Annotated in this window: 16 protein-coding genes; 1 reads left to right on the forward strand and 15 read right to left on the reverse strand. The window is 34.3% G+C overall.

Going from position 1 to position 17435, the window contains the following annotated elements; genetic code table 11:
• Positions 1-29: 29 nt before the first annotated feature.
• The 13 genes from FF52_RS00655 to gltB all read right to left on the reverse strand — a co-directional run bounded on the left by FF52_RS00655 (position 30) and on the right by gltB (position 14617).
• On the reverse strand, positions 30-1217 hold the full coding sequence (locus FF52_RS00655; RefSeq protein ID WP_008462103.1) for a hypothetical protein: 1188 nt from the start codon (positions 1215-1217) through the stop codon (positions 30-32).
• A gap of 107 nt (positions 1218-1324) precedes the next feature.
• A complete protein-coding gene (locus FF52_RS00660; RefSeq protein WP_008462104.1) occupies positions 1325-2035 on the reverse strand; it encodes a M949_RS01915 family surface polysaccharide biosynthesis protein in 711 nt (236 codons plus the stop codon).
• Between the two features lie 18 nt (positions 2036-2053).
• The gene (locus FF52_RS00665; RefSeq protein ID WP_008462107.1) at positions 2054-2518 is read right to left on the reverse strand and encodes a DUF1572 family protein; all 465 of its coding nucleotides are present in this window, start codon (positions 2516-2518) and stop codon (positions 2054-2056) included.
• A gap of 32 nt (positions 2519-2550) precedes the next feature.
• Positions 2551-3108 (reverse strand): hypothetical protein, encoded by a 558-nt coding sequence (locus FF52_RS00670; protein ID WP_008462108.1) that lies wholly within the window; start codon positions 3106-3108, stop codon positions 2551-2553.
• Positions 3109-3342: 234 nt separating this feature from the next.
• A complete protein-coding gene (locus FF52_RS00675; RefSeq protein WP_008462110.1) occupies positions 3343-3708 on the reverse strand; it encodes a hypothetical protein in 366 nt (121 codons plus the stop codon).
• A gap of 60 nt (positions 3709-3768) precedes the next feature.
• Positions 3769-4221 (reverse strand): hypothetical protein, encoded by a 453-nt coding sequence (locus FF52_RS00680; protein WP_008462111.1) that lies wholly within the window; start codon positions 4219-4221, stop codon positions 3769-3771.
• A gap of 77 nt (positions 4222-4298) precedes the next feature.
• Positions 4299-4778 (reverse strand): hypothetical protein, encoded by a 480-nt coding sequence (locus FF52_RS00685; RefSeq protein WP_008462112.1) that lies wholly within the window; start codon positions 4776-4778, stop codon positions 4299-4301.
• Between the two features lie 123 nt (positions 4779-4901).
• Complete coding sequence (locus FF52_RS00690) at positions 4902-5306, reverse strand: helix-turn-helix domain-containing protein (protein WP_008462113.1); 405 nt, start codon at positions 5304-5306, stop codon at positions 4902-4904.
• Between the two features lie 87 nt (positions 5307-5393).
• Entirely contained in the window at positions 5394-5927 is a 534-nt protein-coding gene (locus FF52_RS00695; RefSeq protein WP_008462114.1) for a hypothetical protein, read from the reverse strand.
• Positions 5928-6039: 112 nt separating this feature from the next.
• Entirely contained in the window at positions 6040-6354 is a 315-nt protein-coding gene (locus tag FF52_RS00700; protein ID WP_008462115.1) for a GIY-YIG nuclease family protein, read from the reverse strand.
• A gap of 345 nt (positions 6355-6699) precedes the next feature.
• Positions 6700-7992, reverse strand: coding sequence for a diaminopimelate decarboxylase (lysA, locus tag FF52_RS00705; protein ID WP_255459917.1), 1293 nt, complete (start codon positions 7990-7992; stop codon positions 6700-6702).
• A gap of 480 nt (positions 7993-8472) precedes the next feature.
• The gene (locus FF52_RS00710) at positions 8473-9927 is read right to left on the reverse strand and encodes a glutamate synthase subunit beta (RefSeq protein WP_008462117.1); all 1455 of its coding nucleotides are present in this window, start codon (positions 9925-9927) and stop codon (positions 8473-8475) included.
• Between the two features lie 172 nt (positions 9928-10099).
• On the reverse strand, positions 10100-14617 hold the full coding sequence (gltB, locus tag FF52_RS00715) for a glutamate synthase large subunit (protein ID WP_008462119.1): 4518 nt from the start codon (positions 14615-14617) through the stop codon (positions 10100-10102).
• Positions 14618-15033: 416 nt separating this feature from the next.
• Between gltB and sucC the strand changes: the two genes are divergently transcribed.
• Positions 15034-16227: an ADP-forming succinate--CoA ligase subunit beta gene (gene sucC, locus FF52_RS00720; protein WP_008462123.1), complete on the forward strand. Its 1194-nt coding sequence runs from the start codon at positions 15034-15036 to the stop codon at positions 16225-16227.
• 208 nt (positions 16228-16435) lie between these two features.
• Here sucC and FF52_RS00725 read toward each other — a convergent pair whose 3' ends face one another.
• On the reverse strand, positions 16436-17233 hold the full coding sequence (locus tag FF52_RS00725) for a DUF5694 domain-containing protein (RefSeq protein ID WP_008462125.1): 798 nt from the start codon (positions 17231-17233) through the stop codon (positions 16436-16438).
• A gap of 54 nt (positions 17234-17287) precedes the next feature.
• Positions 17288-17422 (reverse strand): hypothetical protein, encoded by a 135-nt coding sequence (locus FF52_RS23960; RefSeq protein ID WP_262486370.1) that lies wholly within the window; start codon positions 17420-17422, stop codon positions 17288-17290.
• Positions 17423-17435 lie beyond the last annotated feature (13 nt).

Raw genomic sequence — 17435 nt, forward strand, 5'->3', positions numbered from 1 at the left:
CGTCTTTTCTTTATGTGGGAGTTTTATAATTATTTCCTGAACTTATTTTTTACAATGATATCTTTTAGTTTGGCTTTCAAGTCTTCGCCAGTATCATAAACCATTTGTTCGTTGTTCGGAAATGCAACGGCACGTTTGTCAAAATACGCCAGATAATTATCATCGCAGGCATTTCTATTTCCTTTGTAAGTAGAATAAATATTTTCAAAAACATATTCGCTGCTTATCGGGAAAGTCTGCACCAGCTGATTACTTTTTAAATCTACATAATCCACTTTTGCTGTTACGAGACAAGACTTAAACTGTCTAAATTCGTAAACCGTGGCACGAAGCGTTTTATAATTATCTACTTTTATTTCTTTGCCTAAACTGTCTTTTACAGGTCTTCCGCGACTATCCAAAAGTGTTTTTACGCCATCTTTAACTTGTCTTTCCTTCACAAATTCTTTCTCTTTAATTTGTTCTGGCGAAATTGCAATTTGTCTAAAACTCAAAATTAAACTATAGTCATAATTCACATTTTTTTGTCTAGCACTATGATAAACGGTCCATTTATCGTTTAATCCGTAAGTTTTAAAATCCAACAAATCATCCTGAAGCATTTTCGGAATGACCATATTGGTTTCGTTTTTAGCATAAACATCAACAAAATCAGTTCCTTTAAACTGCGCATCATCCATCAGTTTTTTGGTGTTTTTGTAATTTGGATTAATGCTTTCCAAATACGCAAAATCATCATAAGCTTTTCTAAAATCTAATTTGTTATTTGATTTCAAGAGCATTGAAGCGTTTTCATATAAATATTTCGAAAGTGCATTTTTACTGTTTACAATTTCATTCGAATAATTATCAAATGGGAAATAAGCGTTTTTTCCCTGCTTCAATAAAGGCAGAGGCAATAATGGACGAATTTTTTCCTGACGATTATTTAGCTGTAAATAAGTATTATAAATGCGTTCTGTATTGGCAGGATTGTTTTCTTTGTTCAGCATTTCCAAATTTCGAAGGTCACGATCTTTGGCTTTTGCAAAAGCTTCTTCCAATAAATAAACATAATCTTGTTTTCCTTTAGAATCTTTTTTGGTGCGAAGTGCTTCAACAGCGCGATCAATTGCGCCATCATAATTTCCATCGCTAAGCATTGATTGTGTTGTCTTTACCCCACAAGAAGAAAGAGCTAAAAACAATATAGAAATGAGAAAAGTAATTTTTTGCATAGTTTGTTTTTTGAAGGTGTAAATATATCTTTTTTAACTTTCAACAACTATGCCTTTTTCTAATTTATTTGAGGAGCAGAATAAGCTATTTTATAAGAAGGAAAAAATTAGTCTTCCCAGTTTTCAATTACATTATCGTTCCATAATTTTTCAGCGAATTCTCTAAAAACTTTCGCTCCTTTCTTAAAGTTTTCATCCAGTTTATATTCGCCTCCTTCAAATTGTTTTTTGCCGTTATCGTCAATGCCAACTGCGACTTTATTTTCGCCACGCATGGCATATTTTGTATTCCCTTCATACATAATAATCTTCATGTCAGAAGGACTAACATCGCCATGACAAACTGTTTTATACATGAGCCAAGTTTCGGCAATTCCATTTTTGTCTAAATCTGTAACTTGAAAAGTGTTTTTTACAAAGGAAGCTACAATGTCAACTGGACAATCTGAAATGTAATCGTAAACTTTCCAGGTTTGCTTTACTTCATTGCCTGAAACTATAAAATGATATCCAAATAATTCAGCATCAGAACCTTCTGTTTCGTGCGTAAATTTTTTATTGATGTGATAACCGGTTTCAGTAGTAATTACAATATTATCGCCCAATTTATCTTTCCATCGAACAGCATTTTTTATAAAACCTTCATATTTTATCGAAGCAGGAAATTGAGTTGAATCGATTTTTTCAACCGTTAAGACAAAAGGTTCTTCAGTTGAAGGTTTTCCATTTGAAACGGCAGTTTTTACGTCATCTTTTTTCTCTGGTTTACAATTCCAAAACAAAACAATAAACAATAATAAAATTGTAATTTTTTTCATAAAAAGCGTGTATGTAATTTAAGTGAGTTGTTTTTTGATCAGCACAATTTGTCCTAAATGATAGTAACTATGTTCAATCATAGCTTCGATGTTTCTTTTGTAAGTTCCGTATTTTGCATCTACAAAAACAGCATCTAGGTTTTCGTCAGGCATTTGTTCTACAAAAGAGGCAAATGTTTCAGCATCATTCCAAAATTTAGTTAGAAAATTGTTCCATTGTTCTTGCGAACGAATAGGAGGAAAGTCAAAACTAAATTGATCTTTGATATCAAGCGTTCCGCCTTTAAAAACCTGATTGATTCCGTTAATATAATAATGAATATGCTGAGCCAGAGCTGCAATCGTATTTAAATCCTGAATCGGACTAACAGCAATTTTCCAATCCAGATTTTCTAGCTGATCTTTAAAATTGGTGTTTGCAATCCAAGTTCCGTTTAAAATAACTTCTCTGAAACGATTGGCAATTTCTGTTGTACTTTTCATGTTCCATAAATTTAGGAGTTACTATTAAGAATTTATTCCTGCTGAATCCACTCGTATTTTCCGTTTTTTAGATAAATAATACCGCCTCCGCAGCTTTCTTCGGCATGAATAAAGATTCCGTCATTTGGCAGTTTTATTTTGTCCTCTTCTGCAACTTGTTCTTCGCCAATAATATCGCCATCTTCATTTACATTGTTAAAGTAAACCTCATTTTTAGGCGCTTTTTCAAATATTCCTGCCCAATCAATTTCGTCAAAACCTTGTCTTAAAATATCATTTCCAAAACCTAAATAATCAGTTCTTTTTCCGTTTCCGTAAGTGATTTTAAAACCGCTTTTTTGGTTGTTTGTGCTTCTAAAAATTTCTACTGTTTCGTCTAGATTATCTCCGTCAAGATCACATAAAACTTTGTTGGTTTTATGTTTTATAGATAAAACAATTGTATCTGCTTTTTTTGTTTCTGGCTCTTTCTTTTCATTCACTTCCAAAGAATCTTTTGAAGCAATTTTAGAAGTTTCTGATTCAGTTTTAGTTTCTTTTTTACAAGAAATAGTTAACAATGATAAAAGGAGTAGAGTTCTAATTTTCATATTAGGCTTAGATAAATTTTAAAATGCTAATATAAAAAATTACGTACGAAAATATATAGCTTTATGAATTGTTGAATATTATCCTTTTAAATTATTGTATGAATTGCCTCCAGCTTTAGCTGGAAGTAGAATATTGATATAAAAAAGGCTTTAGCCAAAAAAACGATTTGGCTAAAGCCCTTTTATGACTTTTTATTTATCTCCATCTAAAGCTGGAGGCAATTGAAAATGTATTTATTTAGATTTTCTAATCTTCACCTGATACACAATCTCCCAAAAAATAATTGAAAAAACTGCATTGGCAAAAATGGCAGTTTTAACCTGATAAGGATCGTAATTGACAAGCAGATGCAAGTTGGTAAACTGTAAAGCTAGAAACATAGCCAAAGCTGCAATTCCGACAGCGCAAAGTACGTTAAGCAAAGGTTTCCATTTTAAGGCTGTAAAAGCATAAATAAGATTCAAAATACCAAAACCAGCTCCTAAAGTGACAAATGCATCTCCTTTAAACTTTTCGTTTAATTCAAGCAAGAGCTGTGTAGAAGTAAGATATAAAAAGAAAAGAATTGAATAAATGAGGATTCGTACTTGCGGTTTCATTTTGTATTGATTTTTTATCGAGCAAAATTAAGCATTTAAAATGAAGCTCTGATTAGGTTTTTACGGCAAAAGCGTTTCTATTTTGGTTTCCGATTTTTCCTTTAGCGGGCTATCGGCCTTCAAACTCCAAATGATTAGAAATTTTCCTTTTACAACATATTCTTCCGGATGCTCATCTGTTGGTTCGCCTGCTTTTCCCCAAAGTAAACCTTGCAGAAATCGATCGCCCTTAAAAACATGATCAAATTCAAAATACATAATAGAACCGCGATCTGCTTTGCTTTTAAAACTCTGAATGGCTTTACTTTTTACAGTTCCAACAATATTGCTATAGGTTTCAATATCATTATAAAAACTACATGCTTGTGGCGTAATGCAAACATTCCCGTCGCTTACCATATAACCGCCTTTCGGAATTTCTTTCGGTTTTAGTTTTAAATCGGCTAGGGTTTGGCTGAATGAATTGGTTGTGAATAGTAGAAGTAGAGTTGATAGGGTAATTGTAATTTTCATTGATTTGGGGATTGATTTGGTAAAGCTAAAATAGTATTTTAATTTGATTTTACGATAGAAAAGGGTGTTTTGGAAGACTATACTTTTGATGTGTTTTTATTTGTTTTATGCTTTATTATAATATAGCAAATCAAAGCAGGCGTAAGCATAAATATGAATAAAGTGCTAATCCAATAATCTCTCATTTCGTAGGAGAAAGCATTATTAAGTATATCGTTTTGTCTTCTGTACAGAATTACGTTTTTAGCAATTTTGATTCTCCAGATAGGAATTTTATTTTGACCAAAAAAGGCTCTTTCTTCTACAATGCTTTTTGATATAGAAATTCCTGTTTGTAATTTATCTGATTCGCAAAAACCATAAAATATCCAGGAAGTTTTGTTACTGCCAATAGACGATGGTGGAATTTCCTTATTTATATGCAAAACATCTTTATAATAATATTTATGAGGATTTAGAGAGGCGTAAAACGTCTTGGTTTTTTCAAAATCATTTATAACTTCAATTCCGGTTATTGCTAATCCTAGAAATATCAATATCAAGCAAAATGTTCTCATAGTTTTTTCTGTTCAAAAGCTTACGCGCTTATTGTGGTAGTTTTTTTATTTTTAATTTGGTTTATAAAAAAAGCACAAAATCAAATGATATTTGTGCTTTCGTAAATTTATATTGTTGAAGGACTATTTTCCTTTTAATAATTTTTCTAAATATTCAACTTTGTCTTTTTCAGCTTGAACCAAACGTTCGTAAAGTTCTACAACTTTATCAAGTGGATTGAAAGTGCAAGAATTGTTAGTGTTTCCACTTCCTTGTGCTCCGTTATTTGCACTATTGTCATAAAAGTTATTAAAGAAATTAAAAACTGATTCTTCAGAAAAATTTTCAATCACTTCTTTAGTTACGCCTAAAGCTTTTGCAATTTCAACAAGTTTATCTTCATCAACAGTTTCACTTGCTTCAATGTTAGAAACAGTTTGCTGGCTTAAACCAATTGCAATCGCAAGTGCTTCCTGCTTCATACCTTTAAGCTCTCTGATTCGGCTTATGTTTCTGCCGATATGTTTTGGTTTTGATGTTGTGCTCATAATTTCAAAGGTATTTATTTTTTTTGATTTTATTGAAGATTAAATATATGATATTTCTGAGGTAATATTTAATGATTTTAAAAGCTTTTATTTTCTTCGCTTACGCTTTTCGTGAATGGTAATTTGATTGGATAGAGCTAATTCTTTTAAACATTCTTGATAAATATCTTCTCGCCATTTTTTGAAAAGATCTATTAGATTAAAAAACAATTCTTCGGGTATATTTTCTGGCTGCGGTTTTTTGAGTAAAGTCCCTATGGTAATGTTATGTGATTTTCCAGAATGATTAATAACATAATTTTGTCTAGTTTCATCTTCTAAAAACATATCTGCATAGTAATGTTTTAATACTACTTGGTCGAGATTTATGAATCCTAAAATTAAGGTTTTAATTTCTGATGGTATTTCACATTCAAATTGTTTCTCAATTTGTGCCATATTTTTATCAAGAAAATGTAATCTAACTTTACATTCAAAAATGATATCTATATAAATCCCTAAACTCAATAATCTTTCTGACCAACCATCAAAATGATCATAAGAAAGAATGTAGTCTTCATGTAATTTGAAATTTCCTGTTGAAGAGTCTATTTTACGTATGTTAAGTACTTCAAAGTCCATTTGTTTAGGTATTAAATACTTTTTTAGTTTTGATTAAGTAAAGTTTATCCACAATCTTGTCATTTCGACGAAGGAGAAATCTTCGTAAGTAGCTCTACAAAGATTGGAAATGTTATTCAAATAAATAATTAAGAAAATCCAAATCAGGATTAATAATTTTTATCAATTCGATTTTCTTTTCTCTGCGCCAGTCTTTTATTTCTTTTTCACGAGCGATTGCTTCTTGAACCCATGTGAATTTTTCGTAGTACAACAAATAAGTAGCATTGTATTTTACAGTAAAGGTTTTGTTTTCTGTTGTATTGTTTGCTTTGTGCTGACTTAAGCGGATTCTTAAATTATTTGTGACTCCTGTGTAGAAAACGGTTTTGTATTTGTTTGTTAGGATGTATATGTAGTATGTGTGATAGCCTTCTTGATGTAGCATTTTTTTAATGCTAAAGATAGATAATTATTTAAGATTTTTCTTTCTTTTTTATAATTTTGTTTCTAATCTTTGTAGAGCTACTTGCGAAGATTTCTCCTTCGTCGAAATGACAAACTTAGTGGCTACTTTGTGTATGGTTTGAGCGAAATACTTTGCGGAGTTTCTTGTGAAGATTTCTCCTCCGTCGAAATGACAAAACTGGACGGTTAGTTACTTTGCGTGCTTCGACTTCGCTCAGCCTGACAAAGTACAGCAATCTAAAATCTAAAGTCAGAAATCTAAAATAAAAAAATCCCGCCTCAATTAAGAAACGGGATTAAAATGATATTCTCTTTTTTTCTATTGTTAAACCGTAGCAGCAATTTCTTGTGGCAACGGAATTTGATTTTTAAGTAAATCTTCAAATGTTTCTGCTTGGCGAATTAAGATTCCTTGTCCGTTCATCCAAAGCACTTCTGCTGGTTTGTATCTTGAGTTGTAGTTAGATGACATTGAGAAACAGTATGCTCCAGCGTTTCTGAATTCTAAAATGTCACCTTCAGTGATTTCTGCAATTCTGCGGTTGTTTGCAAAAGTATCCGTTTCGCAAATGTATCCTACAACAGAGTAAAAACGCTCTTTTCCTTTTGGATTGGAAATGTTTTCGATATGGTGTGAAGATCCGTAAAACATCGGACGGATTAAGTGGTTGAAACCACTATCAATCCCTGCGAAAACTGTAGAAGTTGTCTGTTTTACTACGTTTACTTTTACTAAGAAATGACCAGCTTCACTCACCAAGAATTTTCCTGGTTCGAAAATCAATGTTAAATCTCTTCCGTATTCTGCACAGAAAGCATTGAATCTTTTAGATAATTTTTTACCTAATTCTTCGATGTCTGTTTCGATATCGTCTTTTTTGTAAGGAACTTTGAATCCGCTTCCGAAATCTAAGAATTGTAAATCTTTGAAATGTTTAGCGGTATCAAACAAGATTTCAGCAGCATACAAGAATACTTCGATATCTAAAATATCTGATCCTGTGTGCATGTGAATTCCAATAATGCTCATTTTTGTGTTCTCTACAATTCGCAAAATATGCGGAATCTGATGCACAGAAATTCCGAATTTACTATCGATATGTCCAACAGAAATGTTAGCGTTTCCGCCCGCCATTACGTGTGGATTGATGCGAATACATACCGGAATATGTGGGTGTTTTGTTCCGAATTGCTCTAAAATAGATAAATTGTCGATATTGATTTGTACGCCCATTGCGGCAACTTCTTCAATCTCTTCCAGAGAAACGCCGTTTGGTGTAAAGAAAATTCTTTCGGGTTCATAGCCAGCGTGAAGCCCTAACTGAACTTCCTGAATCGATACAGTGTCTAAGCCAGACCCCATGTTCTTTAATAACTGTAGAATCGCAATGTTAGACAATGCCTTCATGGCATAATTAACTCTTAAGTTCTCCACCTTAGAGAAAGCTTTAGTTAATCGGTTGTACTGAGATTGGATTTTTTCAGCATCGTAAACATACAATGGACTTCCAAATTGGTCTGCTAACTGCAGTAAATCTTTTGCTTGCATTTTTAAATCATTTTGGGCAAAGTTATTACACTTTTGATTACCAGCAAATAATTTGCAGAAAAATAACAAAATATAACAAATTGTTTTATTTCAAACAAAAAGTTGCTGTTTTTGGAATTTTATAACCTTTGTTAAGATACTATCCTGATAGCTAATCGGGACTAAGTTCTTTTGCCACGAATTCACGAATTTCTCTAATTTATAAATACTATTGAAATGTTTTAACCGCAAATTACACAATTTTCGCAAATTTTTAATTTTAGAATTTCGCAAAATGCTAAAATATAGACCGTGGTTTCAACCATGGGAAGAGTACGGATTGGACGTAATCATATATTGCGTCCCGGTGGTTGAAACCACGAGCTATGTTTGAAATAGAAATCGACCAGAAAATAAAAATTCGTGAAAATTTGTGCAATTCTTGGCAGACAAAAATAATCTGTGCTAATCATTTTATCCCTATAACTATCGGGAGTGGTAAAAAAACAAAACCCCTGAATATAAAATCAAGGGTTTGTGATAGTATGTGTTGTATTTTTATTCGGTTTTTTACAGGCTAGGAAGATCTCCTTTTCCTTTAGTAGGCAAGTTTGTAGATCCCATAAGGAACAAATCTACCTCTCTTGCTGCTTCGCGACCTTCTGAAATAGCCCACACGATTAATGATTGTCCTCTTCTCATATCACCAGCAGTGAAAATGTGAGGAACGTTTGTCTGATAGTTATGTGCTTTATAGTTGTTTCTCGCGTCAATTTCGATTCCTAACTGCTCGCTTAACGTTTTCTCTGGACCCGTAAACCCAAGAGCCAATAAAGCTAAATCGCAAGGCCAGATTTTTTCAGAACCTTCTTTTTCGATTAATTCTGGACGCTGACCTGGAGTCATTTTCCATTGCACTTCAACTGTTTTTAATCCAGTTAATTCACCTTTTTCGTTAGAAATGAATTCTTTAGTGTTGATCAACCAGTTTCTGTCGCAACCTTCTTCGTGAGAAGAAGATGTTTTTAACTGCAACGGCCAGAAAGGCCATGGAGTTGACTCGCTTCTTCCAACTGGAGGTTTTGGCAAAATCTCAAAGTTAGTTACCGATTTAGCTCCATGTCTGTTAGAAGTTCCGATACAGTCAGAACCAGTATCTCCACCACCAATAACGATTACATCTTTTCCAGTAGCTTTAACTTGGTCTGGAATTGATTCTCCGTATAAAACTTTAGTCTGCTGTGTTAAGAAATCCATTGCCTGAACAACGCCTTTGCTTTCGATTCCTTTAGTTGGCAAGCTTCTTCTTTCAGTTGCTCCTCCGCATAAAACGATAGAATCGAATGCGTTTAATTCTTCTACGCTGAAATTAACTCCAACATTTACATTTGTTTTGAAAGTGATTCCCTCTGCTTCTAGAATAGCTACACGACGGTCGATGATTCCTTTTTCTAATTTGAAATTTGGAATTCCGTAACGTAATAAACCTCCAATTGCATTGTCTCTTTCAAAAACAGTAACAGTGTGACCTGCTCTGTTTAATTGCTGAGCTGCTGCAAGACCTGCAGGTCCTGAACCAATAACGGCCACTGTTTTTCCAGTTCTTGATTTTGGTGGCTGAGGTTTAATCCATCCTTCAGCGAAGCCTCTTTCAACAATGCTTTTTTCGATGTTTTCGATAGAAACCGGATCTTTGATGATTCCTAATACACATGATTTCTCACATGGAGCAGGGCATAAGCGTCCTGTAAATTCAGGGAAGTTGTTGGTAGATTGTAAAATCTCCAACGCGCTCTGCCATTCTTCCTGATGTACCATGTCGTTGAAGTCAGGAATTAAATTTCCTAACGGACAACCACTGTGGCAAAAAGGAATACCACAGTCCATACATCTTGATCCTTGTTCTCTTAATTTATCTTTTGGTACCGGAATAGTAAATTCGTTGTAGTTCGAAACGCGTTCTGCAACTGCTAAATTACTTTCGTCGGCTCTGTTATATTCTTTAAATCCGCCTATTTTACCCATGACTTTTTTATTAAATCTAAATGATTAAATTCCAATTCTTAAATTCCAAATTCCATTTTTTTTAACCGCAAAGTACGCAAGGTTCTTTGTTTTGCTTTTTGGAGTGTTTTAAGTTCGCAAAGCTTTGAGGTTAACTTCAATCTAAAATCTAAAATCTGAATTCTAAAATCATTTATCCCGCTATTAATTCTTCTATTTGTTTTTCTTCTGCAATTCGTTTTAATGCTTTTTTGTAATCAGTTGGCATTACTTTTACGAAGTGCTGTTGTTGGTTTTCCCAGTCTGCTAAAATTCTTTTTGCTAATGGACTGCTAGTGTACAACGAATGGTTTTTGATCAGTTTTCTTAGTTTCGTAAGATCTTCTTCTTCCATTGGATCGAATGCAACCATTTCCATGTTGCAAACTGTAGAATCGAATTTCTTATTTGGATCGTAAACATAAGCCACACCACCGCTCATACCAGCTGCGAAGTTTCTTCCTGTTTTTCCTAAAACTACTACTGTACCACCAGTCATGTACTCGCATCCGTGATCTCCAATTCCTTCTACAACTGCTGTTGCTCCAGAATTTCTCACACAGAAACGTTCTCCTGCGATACCATTAATATAAGCCTCTCCCGTAATAGCTCCGTAAAGGGCAACGTTCCCGATAATGATGTTGTCTTCAGGATTGAAAGTCGCAGTAGGAGGTACTTTTACAATTAGTTTTCCTCCAGAAAGACCTTTTCCTAAATAGTCATTACAGTTTCCGTGAATTTTAAATGACAATCCGTTTGTGGCAAATGCACCAAAACTTTGTCCCGCAGAACCTTCAAAATCAACTAAAATAGTGTCATCTGGTAATCCTTGTGCGCCATAAATTTTCGAGATTTCGTTACTCAAAATCGCACCTACAGAACGGTCTGTATTTTTAATTTTGAATGTAACTCTCGTTTTCTCCTTTCTATAGATAGATGGAATAGCTTCCTTGATGATGTCAAAATCCAATACGTTTTCAAGAGCGTGGTCTTGAGTTGTTGTGTTGTGATTTGGAACTGTTTTTGCTTTTTCTGGTTTGTATAGAATAGTCGATAAATCTAAACCATTTGCTTTATAATGCTTGATAGCTTTGTCTACGTTTAATTTTTGAGACTGACCTACCATTTCTTTTAAAGTTCTGAAACCTAATTGTGCCATGATTTCTCTTAACTCCTCAGCAATAAAATACATGAAGTTGATTACGTGCTCTGGAGTTCCTTTGAAATTTTTTCTCAATTCAGGATCCTGAGTTGCAATACCAACTGGGCAGGTATTTAAGTGACAAGCTCTCATCATGATACATCCAGAAGCTACAAGCGGAGCCGTTGCAAAACCGAATTCCTCAGCTCCTAATAAAGCAGCTATCGCCACGTCACGACCTGTTTTCAGCTGTCCGTCACATTCTAAAACTACACGGCTTCTTAAATCGTTTAAGATCAAAGTTTGTTGTGCTTCAGCTAAACCAAGTTCCCATGGAATACCTGTGTGCTGTAAAGATGTTAATGGTGCAGCTCCCGTTCCTCCGTCATAACCTGAAATCAAGATAACGTCAGCTTTTGCTTTGGCAACACCGGCAGCGATGGTTCCAACTCCAACTTCAGAAACTAATTTCACGTTGATACGAGCTTCACGGTTTGCATTTTTCAAATCGTAAATCAACTGAGATAAATCCTCAATAGAGTAAATATCGTGGTGAGGTGGAGGCGAAATCAAACCTACATAAGGCGTAGAGTTTCTCGTTTCAGCAATCCAAGGCACTACTTTTTCTCCAGGTAACTGTCCACCTTCACCAGGTTTCGCTCCCTGAGCCATTTTAATTTGAATCTCTTTAGCGTTTGTCAAATAGTTGATCGAAACACCAAAACGCCCCGAAGCAACTTGTTTGATAGCACTATTTCTAGAATCTCCGTTAATTTCTTTCTGGAAACGTCTAGGATCTTCTCCACCTTCTCCAGAGTTACTTTTTCCTCCAATTCTGTTCATTGCAATCGCTAAGTTCTCATGCGCTTCCTGGCTGATAGAACCGTAAGACATTGCTCCGGTTTTGAATTTCTTCACAATTTCTGTCCAAGGTTCTACTTCATCAATAGAAATTGGATCTAAATTGTTGAATTCAAATAGGCCTCTAATGGTCATTAAATTTGAACTTTGCTCGTTTACAGCATTAGCATATTCTTTATAGCTTTCAGGGCTATTTAAACGAACTGCTTGCTGTAATTTAGAAATAGTGGTTGGGTTAAACATGTGTTTTTCGCCACCACGTCTCCATCTGTAAATACCTCCAATTTCAAGCGAAAGCAAGTTTGCAATTTTTGAATTTGGGAAAGCTTTTTGGAAACGTTTTTTAACCTCTTTCTCCACTTCCATTAAACCAATTCCTTCAATTCTTGATGGCGTGTAAGGGAAGTATTTAGATGTAAATGTTTTGTTTAAACCTAAAATCTCGAAAATTTGAGCAGCTCTGTACGAATGTAAAGTAGAGATACCAATTTTGTTCATGATTTTCACGATTCCTTTTGCAATCGCTTTGTTGTAATTAACAACTGCGTAATCTGCTTTTACTTTTGTAATGAAACCTTTTTCAACCTGATCGTGAATGATTTCGTTTACCATGTAAGGATTGATAGCACTTGCGCCGTATCCGAACAATAAAGCAAAATGATGCGGTTCACGTGGTTCAGCAGATTCGATGATGATTCCGAATTTAGAACGAACTTGTAAAATGTTTAATGAATGGTGAATGTAAGAACAAGCCAATAACATAGGAATTGGAGCTAATTCTTCGCTTACACCTCTATCTGATAAGATGATGATGTTGCATCCTTCATTAACCGCTTTAAAAGTCGCCTGAACGCATTTTTCAAGAGCTCTTTCTAAACCGTTAACTCCTTTTTCTATTTTGTATAAAGTAGAAATAGTAGCCGATTTGAAATCTGCGTGGTCAATGTTTCTGATTTTATCCAAATCCTCATTAGAAATAACCGGATTTTGGATTTTTAATTTTTTACATTGTTTAGATTCGATTTCGAAAATATTGAAATCTCCACCAATCGCTAAACTGATATCCGTAATGATTTCTTCACGAATACCATCCAATGGCGGGTTTGTAACCTGAGCAAACAATTGTTTGAAGTAATTGTACAACAACTGAGGCTGATCTGAAAGAACTGCCAAAGGTGTATCATTACCCATAGAACTGATGGCTTCAGCTCCGTCGCTACCCATTGGATTGATGATTGTTTTTAAATCTTCAATAGTATAACCAAACAAACGCTGTCTTGTTAAGAAATCTAATTTTTCAACAGGAGTAGGGTTGTTGGTATAAGGAACGCTAGCCAAAGGCAATAAGTTTTCGTCAACCCATTGTTTGTATGGACGTTTTGTAACGATCGCCTTCTTTACTTCTTCGTCTTCGATGATACGCCCTTCGTTCATATCAACCAAGAACATTTTTCCTGGCTCAAGACGACCGTGCTGAATTACATCTTCTGGATCGATGTCTAATACACCAATTTCAGATGACATAATTACGAAGCCGCTTTTTGTTAATGTATAACGAGAAGGACGCAATCCATTTCTGTCTAGTAAAGCACCAATTACGTTACCATCTGTAAACGGAATAGAAGCAGGACCATCCCAAGGTTCCATGATACAAGCATTGTATTCATAGAAAGCTCTTTTCTCAGGAGACATTGTCTGGTGTTTTTCCCAAGCTTCAGGAACTACCATCATCATTGCCTCTGGAAGAGAACGTCCAGTCATCAATAAAAGTTCAATTACCATATCCATAGAAGCAGAATCTGATTTTCCTTCTAGGATAATTGGGAATAATTTTTTGATATCATCGCCAAAGACAGCGCTTTGCATAAGCTCTTCACGAGCACGCATACGGCTTACGTTTCCACGAAGTGTATTGATCTCACCATTGTGACACATGTATCTAAATGGTTGAGCTAGATCCCAAGATGGGAATGTATTTGTAGAGAAACGTTGGTGTACAAGCGCTAAACGTGTCACCAAGTCTGGATCTTTCAAATCTATATAATAACGGCTGATGTCTTCTGGCATCAATAGACCTTTATATATTATAGTAGTTGTCGATAAACTAGTAAAATAAAACATGTGGCTTTCTGAGGTCTTAGATCCTCTTACGGCATGTTCAGCAATTTTTCTAGCTGCAAAAAGTTTTGCATTAAATTCTTGTTCAGTTAAATCTTGTCCGTTTTTAGAAACGAAAACTTGTTTAATTGTTGGTTCTTTTTCTGCGGCGATTTCACCTAAATTTTCAACGTCAACAGGTACATCTCTCCAGCCTAAAACTTTTAAGTTTTGATCTTTGATAGTAGCTTCAAATGCATTAATACAAAAAGAAACCTGGTTTTTGCTTTTTGGTAAAAAAACCATTCCTACTGCATACTCACGCGCTTCTGGGATTTCAAAGTCACAAACTTTCTTAAAAAAATCATGAGGAATGTCGAATAAAATTCCGGCTCCGTCACCAGTTCTTCCATCAGAACTTACGGCACCACGATGTTCCAATTTAATTAAGATGTCTAATGCTTTGTGAATAATATCATTTGACTTAATACCATTCAAATTACAAATAAATCCTGCACCACAATTGTCGTGTTCAAATTCAGGCAGATAAAGCCCTTGTTCTTTAACTCTCATTCTTGATATTTTTTTTACAAAAATACAGATTTCGTTAAACATAATGTATTGAAATAGTGCTTTTGCTTTCATTTTTGCTGTAATATTAGAAAAAGGGTTCTTAATTATTAATATTATTATAGAAGGCATCCCGAATTGCTAAAAATATAATTACTCTTAAAATATATTAGGAAAAATCGTCGGGAGGCCAATAAAACCAATGAATTTTTTGTTAAATATCAAACGTTTTCTGAGAATTGTGTTAACATTAACAAATTGTTCCGTTAACGATTTGTTTGCTTTGAAAAATTATCAACGCTCAATACCTACATATAACATTTATTTAATTGAAAAAGATTTTACTATTCAGTTGTATTTTGTTACTTTTGTCGCACTTTTATTCTGAAATAAATTCAGAACCAGACAAATTCTATATTATGAACATACACGAATATCAAGGAAAAGAAATTTTAGCGAGTTACGGAGTACGTGTGCAACGCGGAATCGTGGCTAATAATGCAGTTGAAGCTGTGGCTGCTGCAAAACAATTAACTGCCGAAACTGGAACAGGATGGCATGTAATTAAAGCACAAATTCACGCAGGTGGTCGTGGAAAAGGTGGTGGAGTTAAGCTGGCAAAAAACTTACAACAAGTTGAAGAGTTAGCAGAACAAATCATCGGAATGCAATTAGTTACTCCTCAGACTCCGCCTGAAGGTAAAAAAGTTAACAAAGTATTAGTAGCTGAAGATGTTTACTATCCTGGAGAAAGCGAAACTTCTGAATTTTATGTTTCTGTTTTATTGAATAGAGGTACAGGACGCAACATGATCATGTATTCTACTGAAGGTGGAATGGATATCGAAGAAGTTGCTGAGCACACTCCACACTTAATCTTTACTGAAGAAATTGATCCTTCTGTAGGATTACAAGGTTTCCAAGCTAGAAGAATTGCTTTCAATTTAGGTCTTTCTGGAAACGCTTTCAAAGAAATGGTGAAATTCATCGATGCACTTTACAATGCTTACATTGGTTCTGATGCTTCAATGTTTGAAATCAATCCAGTTCTTAAAACTTCTGATAACAAAATCTTAGCTGTTGACGCTAAAGTTAACATCGATGATAACGCTTTATACAGACAACCTAAATATGCTGAAATGAGAGATATCCGTGAGGAGAATCCAATCGAAGTTGAAGCTAAAGAAGTTGGTCTTAACTATGTTGACCTTGACGGTACTGTAGGATGTATGGTAAACGGAGCTGGTCTTGCAATGGCAACTATGGACTTAATTAAATATGCTGGTTTTGAGCCTGCTAACTTCCTTGACGTAGGAGGAACTGCTGACGCAAAACGTGTTGAGACAGCTTTCAGAATTATCTTGAAAGATCCAAACGTAAAAGCTATCTTAATTAACATCTTTGGAGGTATCGTTCGTTGTGACCGTGTTGCTCAAGGTGTTGTTGATGCTTACAAAAACATGGGAGATGCTATCAATGTGCCAATTATCGTTCGTTTGCAAGGAACAAATGCAGAAATTGCAAAAGAATTAATTGACAACTCTGGTATGCCAATCTTATCTGCAGTTCAATTCCAAGAAGCTGCTGACCAAGTAAAAGCTGCTCTTTCTTAATTAAATAAGAAATCAATTTATATAGAAAATCCATTCCAAAAGGAGTGGATTTTTTTTTGTTTTAACCGCAAAGGGCGCAAGGATTTTCTACGTATAAGAATATACATAAACGCAAAGTTCGCAAAGCTTTATCCATATAGCTTTGCGAACTTTGCGTTTCTATATATTACTTGGTAAAATTCTTGCGTCCTTTGCGGTTAAAAAAATATTATTTCAAAACAGTTGATAAGTCCACAATTTCAAATGTTGGATCATTTTCTATAAAGCCTCGAATGATTGAAGCATGACCTGCACCAACTAATACCATTATTTTGTTATCTGTGCTTTCGGTTAGTTTCTGAATTAGAGAATACATGTACAAGTTTCTTTTGTACCAATTTGCAACTAAAGAAGGTCCTGAAAAATCATCTGGATTTCCAGCTCTATTTGCTATTTCCAAATACCATTGAAGATTTTCATTTTCGGTTTGTTTTGTATTGTAATACAACATCATTTCTTGTAATGAGCTTTTTGCTATTTTTTCATTATGTTCTTTTTCAAAATTTCCTGTTGTAACTTTGTTTTTCTCCATTAACTCCTTTTGGTTTGCTTTTTCCATGGCTATCATTAAACTATCATATCGAAAAGGAGTATAAAGATTCATTCCATATAATTTTTTATGATTCAGTTTTTTAGCCGTGCGAATTGCCAGTTGTATTATTTCGTTTTTATTGTTTTTAAAAAGACTATCCGTGTTTTTATTATAAAGCTTATCTAATTCTGCTTGTTTGGTAAACTCCCATTCAACGAATATTTTATCAGGACCAAATTTTTTGATTTTGTCACTCATTATTTCGAGTTCCTTTTGGCTCTTTTCAGACATGATATTGAAACTATTCAGTTTAGCAACATCCAGACCAGGATTGGCGTAATGAAAAGTCCCAACCAATAATATCTGTTTTTTCTTGATTTGAGCAGAAGTTAAATTTAATGTGATAATAGCGAGTAATAAAATGATTTTTTGCATGACGTTTGTTTTTAAATTCATCGCAAATGTATCAGCAGATTTAGAGCTTTATTTTCATTTTTGATGAAACGCAAATTCCATTTGACCAACTATCCAGATTTCACTTTCAAAATGTTCGTGTAAAGTTTTTAGCTGTTTGTCATCCAAAAATAAGGGTTTCATATAAATACCATTTTCTTTTAAAGTCATAATCGTATTTTTG

It is taken from the genome of Flavobacterium sp. F52 (assembly GCF_000278705.1).
In the GTDB taxonomy this organism is placed as follows: domain Bacteria; phylum Bacteroidota; class Bacteroidia; order Flavobacteriales; family Flavobacteriaceae; genus Flavobacterium; species Flavobacterium anhuiense.

Coding starts and splice junctions, on each gene's coding strand:
- FF52_RS00675 (WP_008462110.1), bottom strand. CDS start 3,708: ATGAAACCGCAAGTACGAATCCTCATTTATTCAATTCTTTTCTTTTTA.
- FF52_RS00695 (WP_008462114.1), bottom strand. CDS start 5,927: ATGGACTTTGAAGTACTTAACATACGTAAAATAGACTCTTCAACAGGA.
- FF52_RS00670 (WP_008462108.1), bottom strand. CDS start 3,108: ATGAAAATTAGAACTCTACTCCTTTTATCATTGTTAACTATTTCTTGT.
- FF52_RS00700 (WP_008462115.1), bottom strand. CDS start 6,354: ATGCTACATCAAGAAGGCTATCACACATACTACATATACATCCTAACA.
- FF52_RS00680 (WP_008462111.1), bottom strand. CDS start 4,221: ATGAAAATTACAATTACCCTATCAACTCTACTTCTACTATTCACAACC.
- FF52_RS00685 (WP_008462112.1), bottom strand. CDS start 4,778: ATGAGAACATTTTGCTTGATATTGATATTTCTAGGATTAGCAATAACC.
- FF52_RS00690 (WP_008462113.1), bottom strand. CDS start 5,306: ATGAGCACAACATCAAAACCAAAACATATCGGCAGAAACATAAGCCGA.
- gltB (WP_008462119.1), bottom strand. CDS start 14,617: ATGAGAGTTAAAGAACAAGGGCTTTATCTGCCTGAATTTGAACACGAC.
- FF52_RS00655 (WP_008462103.1), bottom strand. CDS start 1,217: ATGCAAAAAATTACTTTTCTCATTTCTATATTGTTTTTAGCTCTTTCT.
- FF52_RS00725 (WP_008462125.1), bottom strand. CDS start 17,233: ATGCAAAAAATCATTTTATTACTCGCTATTATCACATTAAATTTAACT.
- FF52_RS00665 (WP_008462107.1), bottom strand. CDS start 2,518: ATGAAAAGTACAACAGAAATTGCCAATCGTTTCAGAGAAGTTATTTTA.
- FF52_RS00660 (WP_008462104.1), bottom strand. CDS start 2,035: ATGAAAAAAATTACAATTTTATTATTGTTTATTGTTTTGTTTTGGAAT.
- FF52_RS00710 (WP_008462117.1), bottom strand. CDS start 9,927: ATGGGTAAAATAGGCGGATTTAAAGAATATAACAGAGCCGACGAAAGT.
- sucC (WP_008462123.1), top strand. CDS start 15,034: ATGAACATACACGAATATCAAGGAAAAGAAATTTTAGCGAGTTACGGA.
- FF52_RS23960 (WP_262486370.1), bottom strand. CDS start 17,422: ATGACTTTAAAAGAAAATGGTATTTATATGAAACCCTTATTTTTGGAT.